This is a genomic window from Streptomyces venezuelae, assembly GCF_008642355.1.
Lineage (GTDB): Bacteria > Actinomycetota > Actinomycetes > Streptomycetales > Streptomycetaceae > Streptomyces > Streptomyces venezuelae_B.
The window spans coordinates 8,001,224-8,018,484 of record NZ_CP029193.1 but is presented as its reverse complement, the minus strand read 5'-3'; the positions used below and the strand labels follow the sequence as shown (position 1 = coordinate 8,018,484).

The following is a 17,261-nucleotide window of genomic DNA, read 5'->3' as shown; positions in this document are numbered from 1 at the left end:
GCGGGCGTGGCCGGGGAGCGAGTGGCCGGGGCGGCGAGGCGGGTGCTGGTGGCGAGGCAGGCCGCCGCCACCGCGTAACGGTGTGGCGGGGGTCTTCCGGGCAGTGGGCTGGTCCCGCCCCGGTGCTGCGGCCGAGGGCCTCAGCGGCGCGAGACCCGCCACAGCGCCCGTGACCGGTGAGCCCCCAGCGGCACAACGGTCCGCCGCAGCACCGCGCCCGACAGCCCCAGCAGCACACCGGACCCAGCCGAGCGGCGCGGCCGATGAGCCCCGGCGGCACAACGGGGGCCCCACCGCGCCAGGACCGATGAGCCCCCCAGCGGCGCAACAGCCCGCCACGGCAGCGCGACCGACGAGCCCCAGCGGCGCAACAGCCCGCCACGGCAGCGCGACCGACGAGCCCCCAGCAGCACACCGGCCCGCCACGGCAGCGCGACCGGCGAGCCCCGGCGGTGCGGCGCACCCACTGCTACAGCGGCGAGGCGGGCTCCGGCGGTGCAGCAGGTCGGCCACACCGGCGGGGCCAACTCCGCTCAGCGAGCGGGTGGTTGGCCGGGCCGGGGCGGCGAGGGTGGGCGGCTGCAGCGCGGGGCGGGCGCCCCCGCCGGTGGGTGGCCGGGCGGGGGCCGGGGTGTGCGGCGGTCCGGCCGCGCCGGTGCAGCGGATCCCCCCGGAGGCATGCGCCGGTGCAGCGGATGCCCCCGGAGGCATGTGCCGGTGCAGCGGATACCCCCGGAGGCATGTGCCGGTGCGGCGGATGTCCTCCGGGGCAGTGGGCGGAGGGGCTTTTTTTTTCCGGGCCGGGCTCACATTGCGCGGGCTGTGTCGTCGGAGGGTGAGGCGGACGAGGCGGACGCCGTCGGGCCGGGCCGTGCCGGGCCGGGCGGTCGCTGCCCCGGGCCGCACCGGGGGCGCCGGGGGCGCCCCCTCGGGCCGGGTCTGCCGACCGGCCGCGCCCCCGGCCCCGCCCACCGGCCACCGGCCGGGGGCCCGCACGGTTGTGACCGAAGCCCGTGCGGGCCCGGCCGGTTCACCCACCCCCGCCCCCGGGCAGGGCGGGGGCGGGTCAGGCGGCGGCGCGGCCGGCCTTGAGCGCGGCGGTGGTGTCCACCACGCGGCGTGCCTGGTGGCGGGCGGCCTGCAGGGCGACCTCGCCCGGCGCCCCGTCGTTCGCGACGTGTGAGGTGCCGTAGGGGTTGCCGGACTGGAACTGGATGGGGTCGGTGTAGCCGGGGGGCACGATGATGCCGCCCCAGTGGTAGAAGGTGTTCGACAGCGCCAGGATCGTCGACTCCTGCCCGCCGTGGGCGTGTTTGCTGGCGGTGAACGCGGAGAACACCTTGCCCGCGATCTTGCCCGCGAACCACAGCGGGCCGGTGGTGTCGATGAAGGCGCGCAGCTGGCTGGCGGGGTTGCCGAACCGGCTGGGGGTGCCGAACAGGACCGCGTCCGCCCAGGCGAGATCGTCGTGGGTGGCCTCGGCGACATCGGCGGTGGCCGCCCGGTGCTCCACCCAGGCGGGGTTGGCGCTGATCGCCGCGTCGGGGGCGGTCTCGGCGACCTTGCGCAGCCCGCACGGTGGCGCCCGCCTTCTCCGCACCCTCGGCCACGGCCTGAGCCAGGGCGTGCACGGTGCCGGTCGCGCTGTAGTAGATGACGGGACACGTTCACAGGGTCCACAGCTGTTTCCTCGTGTTCTGAGTGCTGAATGCCGGGTGCTGAATGCCGGGCGTCGCCGGTGGTGTTAGCGGGCGATGACCAGGGTGGCGGGCGGGGCGGAGTGGAAGGTGATGTCGCTGAAGCCGGCCTTGGTGAGCCAGGCGTGGTAGTCGGCGCGCCGCCAGGTGCCGCCCTGCTGGGATTTGAGGAGCATCTCGGAGGCGAACAGCAGCGGGAAGGGCGGTCCGGAGCGGTCGTCGTCGACGACGTAGTCGCAGACCACCAGGGCGCCGCCGGGCTTGAGTGCGTCCTTGAGGCGGGTGAAGACCGCGATGTTGTCCTCGGGGCCTTCCTGGTGGGCGATGTGGGAGTACAGCGCCACGTCGTAGGTGCCGGTGCCGAAGTCGGTGGTGTGGAAGTCGCCGTCGATGCAGGTGAAGCGGTCGGCGACGCCGCGTTCGGCGAGGAGTTGGCGGGCGATGGCGTTGATGGGTTCCCAGTCCAGCTGGGTGGCGCGGGCGGCGGGGTTGGCCTTGAGCCAGGTGGCGGAGTAGATGCCCGAGCCGCCGCCGACGTCCAGGATGGACAGCGCTCCGGCCTCGGACAGGCCCAGCACGTCGGCGGCGATGGCGGCGGCGGGCACCGACTGGGCGGCGATGGCCGGCACGACCTGGCCCCAGTGGGGGTTGTCGGCGACTTCGGTGGTGGGGTCGCTGACCGGGCCGCCGGCGCGGACCACCTCGGGCAGGGCGGCCAGCTTGCCCATGTGGGTGAGTTTGAGGCGGGCCATCGCGGACAGGTCGGCGGGCCGGCCGGCGACCAGGTAGGCGGAGGCGGCCGGGGTGTTGCGGTAGCGGCCGTGTTCGAGGGTGAGCAGGCCGATGCTGACCAGGCCGTCCAGCAGGGTCTGGGCGCCGCGTTCGGAGATCTGCGCGCGGGCGGCCAGCTGGGCGGCGTCGTGGGCGCCGTCCTCGAGGTGGGTGAACAGCCGGTGTTCGGCGGCGGCGCCCAGGATGCCGGTGGACCAGTAGCCGTTGATGAGCCGCAGGATGGTGTCCGGCCCGGCATCCGGGCCGGAGCCGGGGCCTGCGTCCGGGCCGGAGCCGGTGGGCCGGGTGGTGGGCGGGGTGGTCGTGGTGGGCTGGTGCTCGCTCATGCGGTTCCTCCCCGGCCCGCGGGGGCCGCGTGGGTGCGAAGGGCGGTGCGCAGCACCGTCACGACGCGTTCGATCTGGTCGGCACTGAGTTCGGCGTGCATGGGGATGGCCAGGTGGCGGGCGAACAGGTCGGCCGAGACGGGGCAGGCCTGGCGGGCGGCGAAGACGGGCTGCAGGTGGCTGGCCCAGGTGCCGTGGCCGCAGCCGATGCCCTGGCCGCGCAGGTCGGCGGCGAGGGCGGCCCGGTCCACCCGCGCGTCCAGGGCGATGAGGTAGGACTGCCAGGCGTGGGTGCGGTCGGCGGGCACCTGAGGCAGCGTCACCAGTTCCTCGTCGGCCAGGAGTTCGCCGTAGGCGGCGGCGACCTGGGTGCGGCGGGCGAGGAGTTCGTCGATCCGCCCGATCTGGACCTGCAGGATGGCGGCGGCGATGTCGGAGAGTTTGAAGTTGTAGCCGACCTCGGTGAACTCCGGGATGGGCAGGCCGACGATCTTCGACTGGTCGAAGATGCTGCCGATGCCGAAGGAGGAGCGCAGCCGGGCGTCGGCGGCGATGGCGGGGTCGGCGGCCAGCAGCGCGCCGCCCTCGCCGCTGGTGGCGCCCTTGCGGCCGTGGAAGGACAGGCAGGACACCGGTGCCAGGGCGCCGGCCTGGCGTCCCTGGTAGGTGGCGCCGACCGCGCAGGCGGCGTCCTCGATGAGGAACAGGCCGTGCCGGTCGGCCAGGGCCTGCAGTTCGCGGTAGTCGGCGGGCAGCCCGACGGTGTCGACCGCGATGATGCCGGTGGTGCGTTCGGTGATCAGGTCGGCGACGGCCTGGACGTCCACGGTGTGGGTGTCGGGGCGTACGTCGGCGAAGACGGGCACCGCGTCCAGGTAGCGCACCGCGTGGGCGGGGGCGGGGAAGGTGTAGTCGGCGACGATGACTTCGTCGCCGCGCTGCACGCCCAGGGCGAGCAGCGCCACGTGCAGGGCGGCGCCGCAGTTGCTCAGGGCGACCGCGTCCATGGCGTAGCGCTGGGCGAGCTGGGCCTCCAGGGCCTTGCCGCGCGGGCCCTGGCCGGCGGGCCAGCCGGAGGCGAACACCTCGGCGACGGCGGCCAGTTCCTGCTCGCCCAGGCTGGCGTGCACCAGCGGCACGGCGGCAGCCGCCGCGGCGGAAGCAGAGGCGGCAGAGGCTGGTGTGGCGGGTGTGGCGGGTGTGGTGGTGGTCATGGCGGTCACGTCCCCTGCGGCTGCGGTGCCGCAGCGGTAGCGGTGGCGGTGGGGGGCTGGTAGCGCAGGGGGGTGAGTTCCTCGACGTCGTAGCGCTTGCGCATCTCCTCCACCGCGGCCGGGTCGACGGTGGTGCCGCGTGCCCAGATCTCCGCGATCTCCTCGAAGTACTGCTCGTGGTCGGGCGAGGGGAAGCTCTGGAAGAGCATCTTGACCGGTTTGTCGGTGGCGTTGCGGAAGGCGTGCGGGGTGCCGGTCGGCACGAACATGCAGCCGCCCTCGGCGGCGCGGATGACGCGTTCGCCGCTGGCGGAGCGCCAGTGGTGCCAGGTGTCGCGGGTGCGCCGGGTGGGCTCGAAGCACATCAGGTCCAGCTCGCCCTCAAGGACGTAGAAGAACTCCTGGGACTCGTGGTGGACGTGGGCGCCGACGTCGAAGCCGGGCGGGACGATCACCTCGAAGATGGAGACGGCGGAGCCCTGCGCCTGGGTGGCCTTGAAGGTCACCTCCTGCGCCGGGGTCTTCAGCGTGCGTCCCCCACCGGGCGGGACGATCAGGCTGGCAGTCATGTGATGGTTTTCCTTCGGTTGTCGCGGACATCTCGCGCGGCGCGCGGCCCTGCTGCGCCTGGGCGAGGCGGGGCGGGGCGGGGCGGGGGCGGGTCAGCCGGCGGCGGGCGGGGTGTCGCTGTTCCAGCGGCCCAGGGCCATCTCGGCGGTGATGCCGGGGCCGAAGCCGGCGATCAGGCCGGTGGCGTCGGGCATCGGGGTGTCCTCTTCGAACAGGCGCAGGGCCGCGTCCAGGACGACCGCGCTGGCGATGTTGCCGTACTCGGTCAGCGTCGACCAGCTGTGGCGGAACACCTTGCGGTCCACGTCCAGGAACTTGGCCAGGTCGTTGAGGATCCGCGGGCCGCCGGCGTGCACGATGTAGAAGTCGAGGTTGGAGGCGTCCCACTGGTGGCCGGCGGCGAACTCGCGCAGCACCGGGGCGAGCGGTTCCATCGTGCCGGGCACCCGGCGGTCCAGCTGGAAGTGGAAGCCGGTGTCGCGCACCGAGTAGGAGATCCAGTCCTCGGTGTGGGGGATGAGGTAGGAGGAGTTGCGCTCCAGCTCGATGCCGGTGCCGCCGGTGCCGCGCACCACGGCGGCGGCGACCGCGTCGCCGAACAGGCCGTCGGAGAGCAGCGAGCCGATGTCGTCCATGTCGGGCTGGTAGCACAGCGAGCACAGCTCGCAGGAGACGATCAGGACGTTGCTGCCGGGGTGGGCCACGCAGAAGTCGTGGGCCCGGTTGATGGCGGCGCCGCCGGCCGCGCAGCCCAGCTGGGCGATGGGGATCTGGCGGGTGTCGGAGCGAAAGCCCATCGTGTTGATGAGCCAGGCGGTCAGCGAGGGCATGAGGAACCCGGTGCACGACACGTAGATGATCGCGTCAATGTCCCGGGCGTTGACCTGGGCGTTGGCCAGGGCCTCCTCGACGACCTCGGGGGTGCGCTTTTTGGACTCCGCCTCATAGATGCGGTTGCGCTCGGTCAGGCCGGGGTGTGCCAGGGTCTGCTCGATGGGCTGCACGATATGCCGCTTCAGCACCCCCGTGTTGCGGATCAGCCGCAGCGCCAGAGGCAGTTGCGGCTTTCCGGCGTGGACCCTCTCGGCGAATTGAAGCGTCTCTTCCGCTGTGATGACGTATTCCGGCACACGCACTGACGGCTTGCATAGCCTAGGCATATCGGGAATCCACTTTCTCTAGAGTCTGCCTTCTGCACGTGAGGAAGCTTTCGCGCACTCCCGGTGCCGCCCGGCGGGCGGCGGCGAGGGCAGCTGCTGTGACGGCGTCTGCCGCGCCGCCTTCGCCGGCCCCGGACCACCACGCCTGCCCCCACTTGGGGCTCGGGCCCTCATGCGGCTCGGGCTCGGGCCCTTGGGGGGAGCCCTCGGCCTTTGGCCTCCTCAGGGGCTCCATGGGGCTCCTTGAGGCTCCTTGGGGCTCCTTGGGGCTTGCCGAGACCGGTGGAGGCCTGCGGGTCAGGGCCCCGCGGGGGCAGGGGTGGTGGTGGTCCGGGCGCCGGGGAAGGCGGCACGGGTGAGGCACGGGCGGACCGGCCCGGGGGCCGGGTGGGGCTTGGAGCGGGTGCAGGGTGCGGGGGTGCTGTCCTCCCCCTTTGCGGGGGGGCGGGGACCGTATGACCGGTGGGCTGCGGGCCGGGCCGGGGGAAACGAAGCGCGGGTTGGGGGCGCGGCAGGGCGTGGGGAGACGGGGAGGTGCCGGGGGTGCGGGGGCGCCGGGTGTGCGGGGGTGCTGGGGTGCGGGTTCACGGCGCGGCGCCGCGGTCCTGCCCTGGCGGGCGAGGGGGTGGCGCGGGGCTGCGGACTTGTCGCCGCGGTGCGGCCGGGGTCCGGTGGCGGGCGGGCGCTGCGGGTCCCGAGCGGGTACGTCGATGCCCCGGGCAGGTACGTCGATGCCCGGGCGGTAGGGGAAAGCCCCCTCTCCCCGCCCCTGGGGGCCGCCCCTCCCCCACCGCCGGCCGTTTCCCGGCCCCGAGACGGCCCGCAGCTGACGGCCCGCGCGGCAGCGGGACTTGAACCGGAGCGAGGGGATACCGGCGGGCCCGGGACCCGGTGCCGGCCAAGGCGCGGGCGGCCTTTTCCGGGGCGGATTTCGTCCCGGCCGAGGAGCCGAAATCAAGGAGGGCGAAAATCCCCGCCGGGCCCGCGTACGTCGACGCGGGGCGTCAGGGCATACGGGCGAATAAATGCGGTGGGGAAGCGATACGACACTCAACCCACCGCCCCAGAACCGGCTTTGGGCAGGGAAGTCGTGCGGAAATAGTGACACGGATGCCGTCCCCGCACCAAGGGACTCCGAAAGTGACGTAGGTCACTGCACCGGGGTGTTGTGTAAACCGGATCCCGGGGCGGGCGCCCGCCCCGGCGCGGAGCGGCGGCGTCCACATCTCCGGCTGCTTCGGGGCGAGTTGGCGGCTGTCCCGGGGCGGGGCGGGGGCCGCCGGGGGTGCGCGCAGGGTGCGCAGGGGGTGCGCGCCGGAGGCCTGGCGGCCCAGAGGCTGTGTCATATCCCTGAAGCCGGGTGGTCGCCGTCTGGCACGCACTCCCCCAAGGCCTGGAAGGCCAGGGGCCCGTGCCGCGTTGCCGAACCGCCCAGGCAGCCCCTCCCCAGGCCTGACGGGCCCCCGGGGGCCTCGCCCAGGACGCTCCGGCGCCTTGCGGTCGCACGCACCAGACGGCGCCCGCTGATCCGACCCAGGGTCATGGCACAGGCGCTGAGCCCCGGCACTTCCCCTGCGGCAGGTCGGCGGCGGTCTCCGGGCCCGGCTGCCGCGCCCGCGCCCCCGGGGTCGCGCCGCTTCCCGTGGCGGGGTCGCTTCCCGTGGCGGGGCCTGCGCAACACCCGCGCGGCGGTGTCCTGTTGGGGTCCTTGCGTCGCGGGCCCGGTCCGTCTTGGGGGCCGCGGGATCCGGGGGCCGTGGTGCCGGGCGGGGCATGCCGGGGCTGGGGCCTTGCGGGGTGCCGGGCCCGGGGGCCGGGCTCCGGCTTCGGGGAGGGTGTGTCCGCAGGGGTTCGCGCCGGCCACGGGGTGGGGCGGGGGCGGCTGGGGGCGTCGCCTTGGTGTGCCGTACGGGCGGGTCCGCGCCGCCTTCTCCTCCGGCGGGGCGGGGGGGCGGCCCGGGAGGGGGCGGGGCGGGCTGCGGGTGGTGGAGGGGCTTTGCCGTGGGAGCCGGGCCGGCGGAGGCGGGGCCGGCCGGCGGGGTCACAGGACGCGGATGGCGGATTCGGCGTGGTGGCGGGCCAGTTGCAGGGTCTGGCGGCTGTCGCGGGCGAGGTCGGCGCGGATGCGGCGGCGGGCCTCGGCCAGGGTGGTGCCGGCGCCCAGGACCTGTTCGATGTGGTCCTCGCGCAGCAGGGCGTGGTGCTGGGCGACCACTGTGACGCCGCGTTCGTCGGGCAGCACGGACCATTCGCCGCAGTGCGCGGCCAGCAGCGGGCGGGGCACGGTGGCCTTGTGCACGATGCGTCCGGCGTGCGGGAAGCAGATGCGGATGCCGGCCACGTTGCGGGCGGGTCCGCCGTCGGCGGCGGTGAGTTCCAGGGCGACTTTCTGGATGCCCAGGTGGGGTTCTTCCAGGGCGGCCCGGCGCACGTGCGGGAGCTGGCCGGGCCAGTCGGCGACGTCGTAGAGGAAGCCGTAGACCAGTTCGGCGGGCCCGTTGACGCGGATCGACTCGGCGAAGGAGAGGGCCAGTTCGTCCAGGCGGGTCCAGCGTTCGGCCAGGAACTGCAGGCTGCGCAGGGTGGAGCGGGTGTTGTCGGTGGTGACCTGGGCGAGCCAGATGGCGTCCTGGGGCCGGTCGGGGGCGGCGGTGAACTCGTGTTCCAGGGTCACCCGGCAGCGGCCGGGCGCCAGCGGCTGCACGCTCCAGCGGCCGGCCATCGAGGTGGCGGGCTCCATGAGCAGGTCCTGGCGGAAGGTGATCTGGCGGCGCACGGGGTCCTGGGTGCGGTGGGCGGTCCAGGAGACGATCTGGCCCTCGGCCAGTGCCCACACCCTCACGCGTTCGTGGACGCCGTCGAAGTCCAGGCGCTGGGCGTAGATGTTGCGCGGCAGGTAGAGCGGCCAGCGTTCGGGGTCCGCGATCAGCGCGTAGAGGGTGGAGGCGGGTGCGGCCACCTCCCGCGTGTGCGACAGCCGGTGGATGCGCTCGCCGGGCACCGGGCCCCCCTTTCTCTCGCGTTGTGCACGCGACTGGTCGTGGCAAGTCCGGCCGGACCGGGCCGGGTGGTGCAACGCGGCGGGTCGGGGCCGGGGCCCGGTGACGGGCAGGCAGGTTCGGGGTGGAGCGCGTCCGGAGTGGGGCCGGTGGTCTGTGCAGTGTGCCCCATCCGGCTCGACGCGTGCCCGCAGACGGCTCGAGTCCGCCTCGTCCCGCGCCGGGCACGCGCACCGAACCGAAGACGGGGCCCGCCCCAGCCCCAGCCCCTTTGGTACTGCTTGGTGCTGCGGCCCGCGCCGCGGCCCGGGACCCGCCCGCGTGACCGGGCACCGCAGGCGGGCAGCGGGCGCCCGGCGCGGGTGCTGCACGGGGCTGGGCGCCCCGGTGGTGCGGCCCCCCGGTGGTGCGGCCCGGGTGGTGCGGGGTGGCTGGATGCCCGGTGGCGTGGCCGCCGGGCGCCGGGGGCCGTACCCGGATAGCGGGCGCGGTCGGGCGGGTGGTGACCAGATGGCCGTAACCGAAAAGGGAGCTGGTGCCCAGACGGCCAAAGCCCGACAGCCAGGGGCCGGACTCGTGGTGACCGGGCGGCCGTGGCCGGACGGCCGGCAGGCGGACGGCCAGTGGTCAAAGGGCTAGTGGCCAGGTGGCCGTGGCCCGACGGCGGGCAGGCGGACGAGCGCCGATTAGGTGTCCGCAGCCGGACAGCCGGTAGCCGGGGGCCGGTGACTGTGGCCCGAGCGGACGAAGCAGCGGCCGTGGCCGGACAGCCGGTCGGCCAAGCAGCCTCGGCCGACCGGCCGGAAGCCGGACAGCCGGCGATTGGACAGCCGGCCACCGGGCGTCCCGAGCCGAACGTCAGGCCCTGTGTCCTGGCCCCGGCCGGAGGGCCGCCGTCTGGCACGCACGCCCGCCGTGCTGCCGGAACGCCCTGGACCCAACTGGGCCTGCCCGGCCGTCCGGGAGCCGGTCAACCGGCGGCCGGACAGCCCAAGGCGGACGGCCGCCGGCCAGACAACCCTGGCAGCCCAGGCCCAGCGGCCCGTCACCCACTGGCCCCGCACCAGACGACCGAAAGTGAAAGACCGACAGCCAGGACGACAGGACGGCCGGCGACCAGACGGAACGGCCGGAGCCCTGGCCGGGCACCGTGAGCCGAGACCGGCAACCGGCAACCGGCGGCCGGCGGCCGGCGGCCGGCGGCCGGCGATCAGGCGGGTGGGCCGGACGGCCGGACAGCGCCCGGACCTGGCCAGACAGCCGGGAGCCGGACGGCCCGCGCCGGGCGGCCGGGGCCCGGCGCGGGCCGGATGCCCGGCTGCCGGCCGGCCTGTGGCCAAGGGGCCGGGCACCGGGCCGCCGGTGGCCAGGTGCCCGGCCCCTGCCACCCGGTGCCAGGTGCCCGGGGTGCCGGTGTCCGCCGCCCGGTGCCGGGTGGTTCAGGCCGCGTAGAGGTCGAACGTGGAGGTGCGCCGCGGTCCGGCCGTGACGTCCAGCTGGGGGTCGACGGCCAGCATCGCCTGGTGCAGCCGCTGCACCTGCGGGGAGGGCTCCACCCCCAGTCCTTCGATCATGCGGATGCGCAGCTTGCGGTAGATCTCCAGGGCCGAGGCCTGCCGCCCCGAGCGGTACAGCGCCACCATGGCCTGCGAGTGCAGCCCCTCGTGCTGGGGGTAGCGCGCGGTCAGTTCGGTGAGCTCGGCGATGAGCTCGGAGTGCCGGCCAAGGCGCAGGTCGGCGTCGATGCGCCGCTCCACGGTGCCCAGGCGGGACTCCTCCAGCCGCATGACCTCGATCTCCAGGATGGGGCCCACCCGCACGTCCACCAGCGCGGGCCCGCGCCACAGCGCCAGGGCCTGGCGGAAGCGGTCGGCGGCGGTGGCGTCGTCGCCGTTCTCGAAGGCGGTACGGCCCTCGGTGGCCAGGCGGTCGTACTCGTGCACGTCCACCCCCTCGGGGGGTATCTGCATCAGATAGCCGCCGTGCCGGGTGGCCAGGACCTCCTTGGCGGTGCCGGGGGTGCCGGGCCCCAGTGCGGTGCCCAGGTGCCGGCGCAGCTGGAGGATGTAGGTCTGCAGGGTGGTCAGCGCGCTCTGGGGCGGTTCGGTGCCCCAGAGTTCCTCCATGAGCGTGGGAACAGGCATGACCTGTCCGGGATAGAGGGCAAAGAGGGACAAGATCTGCCGCGGCTTGCGTGCCGTCGGAACAATCGATCCCCCGTTGACCTCGGCGCTCAACGGACCCAGAACCTGAATCTTCATGGGTGTTCTCCGTACTTCGTCGAGTGTGTGTCTTGACTGCATTCCGTCGCCGCGGGCGCTCTCGTGTCGGGTGCGGGGCGTCCTCCTTTCGCCGTACGGGCCACCGGGCCCCGGTGGTGCACCAGGAACCGGAACCGGGACAGGAGCCGGAACCAGAACCCGAACCGGAACAGGGACTGGGGCAGGGGCTGGGGCTCGGGCTGGGGCTGGGGGGCCGGCCGGCGCGGGGTGCGGTCCGCGTGCCGGGGCCGGGCCGGGTGAGGCGGCGTCAGGCGCCGTGCGGTGCCTGCGGGTTGCACGGTAGGCGGCGCGGGCCAGGTGCGCCTGGCCCGGGGTGAAGTCCGTGCGGCCGGCAAGGAAACGTTGTCGCGCACCACCCGCCCGCCCTCCCCCTCGCTCCTCGAAGTCCTTTACACGTCCGTGAACGGTTCCAGCTGCCGTGCATGCCGTGCGGTGCACGGGTGCACGGGCCCGCTGCGCGGTGGGGCGCGCCAGCCGGCGGTGGTACGCGGTGGTGCACGGCGTGGCCGGTGGGGGCGGCGCACGCGCTCTCCACGCGGCTCGCCCGCCGCAGATCTCGCGGCGGGCGAGTGCGTGGGGAAGAAGGGGAAGGGCAGGCGGCAGGGGGCCGGCCCGAAGGGGCGGGGCGGACGGGCGGGGGCCGCCCGCTGCCGGCCGGGCGCCGGCCCCGCGGGGGGGGTCAGCCGGTGGGCACCAGCCGTACCTTCACGGCCGGGGGCGCCGGAGCCGCCGCACCCGCCCCCGGGGCCGGGGCCGGGGCCCCGGGGGCGGCGGCAGCGCCGGCCCCCGCCGCGGCGGGGGCCGGGACGGGGGCGGGGGCGGCCAGGTCGTGGCCGGCGGTCAGGATGGAGCGCTGCAGGCGCCGCAGCCGGGCCGAGGGCTCCAGGCCCAGCTCGTGCACCAGGGTGGTGCGCAGCCGCTGGTAGGCGTCCAGCGCCTCGCCGCGCCGGCCGGAGCGGTGCAGGGCCAGCATGTACTGGGCGTGCAGGCTCTCGTGGGTGCGGTAGCCGTTGACCAGCACGGTCAGTTCGGCCAGCAGCTCGCGGTGGCGGCCCAGGCGCAGGTCGGCCTCGATGCGCCGGTCCAGCGCGCACAGCCGGCTCTCGTCCAGGCGCTTGATCTCCATCTGCAGCTGCGGGCCGGCCTGCACGTCGGCGAAGGCGGTGCCCGACCACAGGGCCAGCGCCTCACGCAGCTGGCGGGCCGCGCCGGCGCAGTCCCCGGCGTCCATGGCCCGGTAGCCGGCGCCCGCCAGCCGCTCGAAGGTCCGCACGTCGCTGGTGCCGCCGCCGCTGCACAGCAGGTACCCGCCGGGCATCGTCACCAGCACGTCCTTGGCACTGCGCCCCCCGCCCGGGGCGCCCGGCGCGGCGGGGGTGCCCGGCGCGGTGTCCGGGGCGCTGTCGCGCTCCAGCGCGGCGGCGATCAGCTCGCGCAGCTGCAGGACGTAGGTCTGCAAGGTGGTGCGGGCGCTGCGCGGCGGGGCGGCGCCCCACAGCTCCTCGGTCAGGGCGGACACCGGCACCATCCGGTCGGCGTGCAGCGCCAGCAGCGCCAGCACCTGCCGGGGCTTGGGGGCCGTGGGCGTGACGGACAGGCCATTTTCCCGCACCGCCAGTGCGCCGAGTACCTCGATGTCCACAGCGTCCCCCTGAAGGTGGTTGTTGCCGCTCGCGTCGAAGCCGCTCGCGGAGCCGATCCCCTTACCGCACCCAGATTCAAATAGATTCGCGGAGCCCTGTCAATACAAAACCGCGTAGTTGGTTTCTAGTTGCGCTGGAGTCCACTTCAGGTGATCTGCCTGCCATTTCTTGAGTGGATCTTGAGGAAGGGGCAGGTCACGCGGGTATGGACCGGCGGGTTCCGGCCGCGGGTGGCCGATCCGGCACGGGCGGAATGACCCCCTGGGCCTGGCCGGGACGGCAAAACAGCGGGTGCCCGCTGTTTTACGTTGGGTCTAACAGCGGCTGAAGTCCCGTGGTTTCACGGGGACTTGACGGGACCCGGGCAGGGGGCCGGGGCCGCCCGGGGGCCGTGGGGGCGGGCCTGGTGCCCTGCGGGGGCGGTTCCGGGGTTAGGAAGGGGCAATTGCGGGGTCTGAGGGGGTGGTTTCCGGAGGGTCTGGGAGGGGGTTCCGGGGCCCGGAAGGGCACCTCCGGTGCCCCGCCCGGGGACGGTCCGGCGTCCACGCGGGCTCCACCGGGCAGGGCCGGGCAGGGCCGGGCGGGGGCGGGCGGGGGCGGGCGGGGCGAGTGAGGGAGGCGGGGCGCGGAGTGGCTTCCGGAGTGCCGTGCCCGGGAGAGCACCCTCGGGGCCCGGACGCCCGGGATTCCCCGGCCCCCTCCGGGACGCCGTGGACGCCGTGACTTCCGGTCGCCCCGGGGGGCGGGCCCGCACGGGATGTGCCGGTGCGGGCCGCCGTCACGCCAGGGAGCGCCCCGGGGGGGGCGGGGAGCCTCCGGGGGTTACGGGCGCCGGGGGCGGCGGGGGCCGTGCGGGGCGGCGCCCCGGCCGCCGGGGCCGCTTCGGCCCTCCCGGACGCCCGGGGCGCCCGGGGCGGCGGGGGCAGTGGGAGCGGCGGGGGCAGGGGGCGTGGCGGGGGCAGGGGGCGTGGCGGGGTGGGGGGTGAGGCGGGGCAGCAGGAGGTCCCAGTACTGGGCCAGGGTGCGCGGGGAGAGCCACCGGGGGTCGGTGCGGCCCAGCGCGGCGAAACCGACGGTGGCCGCGACGACGGCTGCCGCCGCGGCGGCCGGGCTGACGCCGCCGGCCAGGGCGCCCTGGCGGCGGGCGGTGTGCAGCAGCGTCTCGACCCAGCGCTGCCAGGCGCCGCGCAGGTCCAGCGGGTCGGTGCGCCAGGGGGCGGGGCCCACCAGCTGGAACCCGGCGCGTACCACGATGTCCTGTTCCAGGGCGTGCAGCAGGGCGTTCCCGGCCGCGGCCAGACGCGGCAGCGGGCTGCTGTGGTGTTCCTCGGCCTGGCGGGTGATGCGGTGCAAGGTGGCCAGCGAGGCCGCCTCCACGGCGCGGGCCAGGGCCTGTTTGTTCTCGAAGTGGAAGTGCAGGGCGCCGGTGCTGACCCCGGCCCGCCGGCTGATGGTGCCCAGCGTGGCCGGTACGAAGCCTTCCTCGGCAAACACCTCGGCGGCCGCCCGCATCAGTGACTCCCGCGTGCGCGCGGCACGTTCCTGCTGCACCATCGTGGCTCTCCTGGACTGGGCACGGACACGGGCACCTCCGGCAGGCCGGCCCGCGCCCCCCATGGCGGAGGCGGGGCGGCCGCCGCCCACCGTAAGCCGACTCCCGCCCCAGCCCAGACGGCTGCCCGCCGCAGCCGACTGCGGACTGACGACTACCGGTTGGCAGCTGCCCGTCGGCGACTGCCGATTCGGGGTGGGCGGTGGCCGGTTGGCGGTTGGCTGCTGCTGACTGGCGGCTGCCGGACAGCGGTTGGTGGCGGGTGGCTGGGGGTGGGCAGTTGCCTGCTGGCAGTTGCTGCGTGGCGGCTGCCCGCTGACGGTTGCCGGTCGGCGGCTGGTGGACAGTTGACGTTACGGCGGCGGGCGGCCGGCGTTGTGGTTGCCGACTGCCGGTCAGGCAGCCGACGTTACGGCCACCCGGTACGGGCTGCCGGCCCGGCGGCTGGTGGCCGCCAGTGGTGGGCGGCCGGCAGTTGCTGGTTGGCGGCCGGCGTTGCGGTGGCCGGGGCAGCCCGCAGCTCCCCCTCCCCTCCCCCAGACCCTCAGGTCCCGACCCGTCCGCCCCCGGGCCCCGCGAGGCGGCCCGGAGTCCCCTGCAATCCGTTCCTTGGAGTCCTGCCCTGCCGGAGGCGAGGGCCTGAGGGGGGTGGGGGGGGAGCGCGGCCCCTCGACTGCGGCGGACGCGCGGCTGACATACGGGACTTCACCCCGGCCCCCAGTTCCCGGTCCCCGGTTCCCGGGCCGCGGGGCGGGCCGGGTGGTTCCGGGCGGCCGGACGCCGGGCGGGGGCCGGGGGCGGGGGCGGGGCCCCGCGGGCGCGGGGCCGGGGGCGGCGGCGCCCTGCCCCGCGTACCCCTGGCAGGGCCGGGAGAGCCACGGCGCCGCACCGCGCGCACCGCGCGCACCGCGCGGGCCCGAGCGGACGGCCCCGGGCCGGGCGGGCGGCCCCGGGCGGGGCGGGGGTTATTGCGGGGGGTTGCCGTGTTTGCGGGAGGGCAGGTCGGCGTGTTTGGTGCGCAGCATGGCCAGGGCGCGGATGAGGACCGCGCGGGTTTCGGCGGGGTCGATGACGTCGTCGACCAGGCCGCGTTCGGCGGCGTAGTAGGGGTGCATCAGCTCGGTTTTGTACTCCTTGGCCAGGCGGGCGCGCATCGCCTCGGGGTCGGGGGCGGCGGCGATCTGCCGGCGGAAGATGACGTTGGCGGCGCCGTCGGCGCCCATCACCGCGATCTCGTTGGTGGGCCAGGCGTAGGTGAGGTCGGCGCCGATGGACTGGCTGTCCATGACGATGTAGGCGCCGCCGTAGGCCTTGCGCAGCACCAGGGAGATGCGCGGCACGGTGGCGTTGCAGTACGCGTACAGGAGCTTGGCGCCGTGGCGGATGATGCCGCCGTGCTCCTGGTCGACGCCGGGCAGGAAGCCGGGCACGTCCAGCAGGGTGAGCAGGGGGATGTTGAAGGCGTCGCACATCTGCACGAAGCGGGCGGCCTTCTCCGAGGCCTCGATGTCCAGCACGCCGGCCAGGGTCTGGGGCTGGCTGGCGACGACGCCGACGACCTGGCCGTCCAGGCGGGCCAGGGCGCAGATGATGTTGCGGGCCCAGCGTTCGTGGACCTCCAGGTACTCGCCGTCGTCGAGGAGTTCGGCCAGCACCCGGTGCATGTCGTAGGGGCGGCTGCCGTCGGCGGGCACCACCTCCAGCAGCTGGGGGGTGGGCCGCTCGGCGGGGTCGGTGCAGGCGAGGGCGGGCGGGCCCTGGCGGTTGTTGGAGGGCAGCAGCGACAGGAGGTAGCGGACCTCGGCCAGGCAGGTCTCCTCGTCGTCGTAGGCGAAGTGGCACACCCCCGAGGTCTGGGCGTGCACGTCGGCGCCGCCCAGGCCGTTCTGGGTGATCTCCTCACCGGTCACCGCGCGCACCACGTCGGGGCCGGTGATGAACATCTGCGAGGTGTCGCGGACCATGAACACGAAGTCGGTCAGCGCCGGACTGTAGGCCGCGCCGCCCGCGCACGGGCCGAGCATCACGCTGATCTGCGGGATGACACCGGAGGCTTTGGCGTTGCGCTGGAAGATGCCGCCGTAACCGGCCAGCGCCGCCACGCCCTCCTGGATACGGGCGCCCGCGCCGTCGTTGAGGGAGACCAGCGGGGCACCGGCCGCGATGGCCATGTCCATGATCTTGTGGATCTTCGTGGCGTGCGCCTCGCCCAGCGCGCCGCCGAAGATGCGGAAGTCGTGCGCGTAGACGAAGACCGTGCGGCCCTCCACCGTGCCCCAGCCGGTGACGACACCGTCCGTGTAGGGCCTTTTCGCCTCCAGGCCGAACCCGGTGGCCCGGTGCCGGCGCAGCTGCTCCACCTCCTGGAAGGAATCCTCGTCCAGGAGCAGCCCGATGCGTTCCCGGGCGGTCAGCTTGCCCCGGGCGTGCTGAGCCGCGGTCGCCTTCTCGCCCGGCCCCTCCAGCGCCTGCGCGCGGATCGCGGCCAGCTCGGCCGTGCGGCCGCGCGCCTCGGCCGATGCCGCATCCCGTGCGGAGGGCTCCGTCACCGTCACCACGACGGTCCCCTTTCTCCTCGAATCGGCCCGGCCCCGCCCGCGGCGGGCCCGGCACCCGGCCGGACCGGACCGCAGCCACGGACCAGACCCACTGCAGCGGATCTCACATCCAGGACATGTCCCATCACCCCGCACCCCGCACCCCGCAAGGACCAAGCCCCCGGGACACCCGGATGCCGGATCCCCGGCCCCGGCACACCGGGACCCGAGGCCTGGGACCCGAGGCCTGGGGCCTGGGCCCCTGGTAGCAGGGACCGGGGCCCGCCCCTGCCGAGCCGGGGGCGGGCGGCCCGGCCCGGGAGCCGGTTTCCCCCGGCCCCCGGACCCAGCCCCCATTCCCCGGGGGGGCGGATGGCCCGTTCCCGGGCCCGCTCTGCTGCCGGACCCGACTCCATGCCGGGCCCGGCCCTGTCCCCGGGCCCGGCTCTCTTGACCGGCCCCGCCCTACTGCCGGACCCAGCTCTGACT

9 protein-coding genes and 1 pseudogene are annotated in these 17,261 nt (G+C 75.2%); all 10 read right to left on the bottom strand.

Annotated elements, in window-relative coordinates:
* Positions 1-1,066: 1,066 nt before the first annotated feature.
* The 10 genes and pseudogenes from wrbA to DEJ47_RS36155 all read right to left on the bottom strand — a co-directional run bounded on the left by wrbA (position 1,067) and on the right by DEJ47_RS36155 (position 16,793).
* A pseudogene (wrbA, locus tag DEJ47_RS36205) lies at positions 1,067-1,680 on the bottom strand (NAD(P)H:quinone oxidoreductase).
* Positions 1,681-1,744: 64 nt separating this feature from the next.
* Entirely contained in the window at positions 1,745-2,815 is a 1,071-nt protein-coding gene (locus tag DEJ47_RS36200; RefSeq protein WP_150163972.1) for a class I SAM-dependent methyltransferase, read from the bottom strand.
* Positions 2,812-4,029: a DegT/DnrJ/EryC1/StrS family aminotransferase gene (locus DEJ47_RS36195; protein WP_150163973.1), complete on the bottom strand. Its 1,218-nt coding sequence runs from the start codon at positions 4,027-4,029 to the stop codon at positions 2,812-2,814. Before DEJ47_RS36195 ends, DEJ47_RS36200 begins: the two co-directional genes overlap by 4 nt.
* 5 nt (positions 4,030-4,034) lie before the next feature.
* On the bottom strand, positions 4,035-4,598 hold the full coding sequence (locus tag DEJ47_RS36190) for a cupin domain-containing protein (RefSeq protein WP_150163974.1): 564 nt from the start codon (positions 4,596-4,598) through the stop codon (positions 4,035-4,037).
* 93 nt (positions 4,599-4,691) lie between these two features.
* Positions 4,692-5,759 carry a type III polyketide synthase gene (locus DEJ47_RS36185; RefSeq protein WP_150163975.1) on the bottom strand — a complete coding sequence of 356 codons (1,068 nt, stop codon included), beginning with the start codon at positions 5,757-5,759 and terminating at the stop codon, positions 4,692-4,694.
* A 2,041-nt stretch (positions 5,760-7,800) separates the two neighbouring features.
* Complete coding sequence (locus DEJ47_RS36175) at positions 7,801-8,760, bottom strand: aromatase/cyclase (protein ID WP_150163977.1); 960 nt, start codon at positions 8,758-8,760, stop codon at positions 7,801-7,803.
* Between the two features lie 1,437 nt (positions 8,761-10,197).
* On the bottom strand, positions 10,198-11,019 hold the full coding sequence (locus tag DEJ47_RS36170; protein ID WP_150163979.1) for an AfsR/SARP family transcriptional regulator: 822 nt from the start codon (positions 11,017-11,019) through the stop codon (positions 10,198-10,200).
* 700 nt (positions 11,020-11,719) lie between these two features.
* Complete coding sequence (locus DEJ47_RS36165; protein ID WP_150163980.1) at positions 11,720-12,682, bottom strand: AfsR/SARP family transcriptional regulator; 963 nt, start codon at positions 12,680-12,682, stop codon at positions 11,720-11,722.
* An 823-nt stretch (positions 12,683-13,505) separates the two neighbouring features.
* Positions 13,506-14,237 (bottom strand): ScbR family autoregulator-binding transcription factor, encoded by a 732-nt coding sequence (locus DEJ47_RS36160; protein ID WP_150163981.1) that lies wholly within the window; start codon positions 14,235-14,237, stop codon positions 13,506-13,508.
* Positions 14,238-15,200: 963 nt separating this feature from the next.
* Positions 15,201-16,793: an acyl-CoA carboxylase subunit beta gene (locus DEJ47_RS36155; RefSeq protein WP_398339334.1), complete on the bottom strand. Its 1,593-nt coding sequence runs from the start codon at positions 16,791-16,793 to the stop codon at positions 15,201-15,203.
* Positions 16,794-17,261 lie beyond the last annotated feature (468 nt).

Excerpts from the sequence above, each read along its gene's own strand:
- DEJ47_RS36200 (WP_150163972.1), bottom strand. The coding sequence starts at position 2,815 with ATGAGCGAGCACCAGCCCACCACGACCACCCCGCCCACCACCCGGCCC.
- DEJ47_RS36195 (WP_150163973.1), bottom strand. The coding sequence starts at position 4,029 with ATGACCACCACCACACCCGCCACACCCGCCACACCAGCCTCTGCCGCC.
- DEJ47_RS36190 (WP_150163974.1), bottom strand. The coding sequence starts at position 4,598 with ATGACTGCCAGCCTGATCGTCCCGCCCGGTGGGGGACGCACGCTGAAG.
- DEJ47_RS36185 (WP_150163975.1), bottom strand. The coding sequence starts at position 5,759 with ATGCCTAGGCTATGCAAGCCGTCAGTGCGTGTGCCGGAATACGTCATC.
- DEJ47_RS36170 (WP_150163979.1), bottom strand. The coding sequence starts at position 11,019 with ATGAAGATTCAGGTTCTGGGTCCGTTGAGCGCCGAGGTCAACGGGGGA.
- DEJ47_RS36160 (WP_150163981.1), bottom strand. The coding sequence starts at position 14,237 with ATGGTGCAGCAGGAACGTGCCGCGCGCACGCGGGAGTCACTGATGCGG.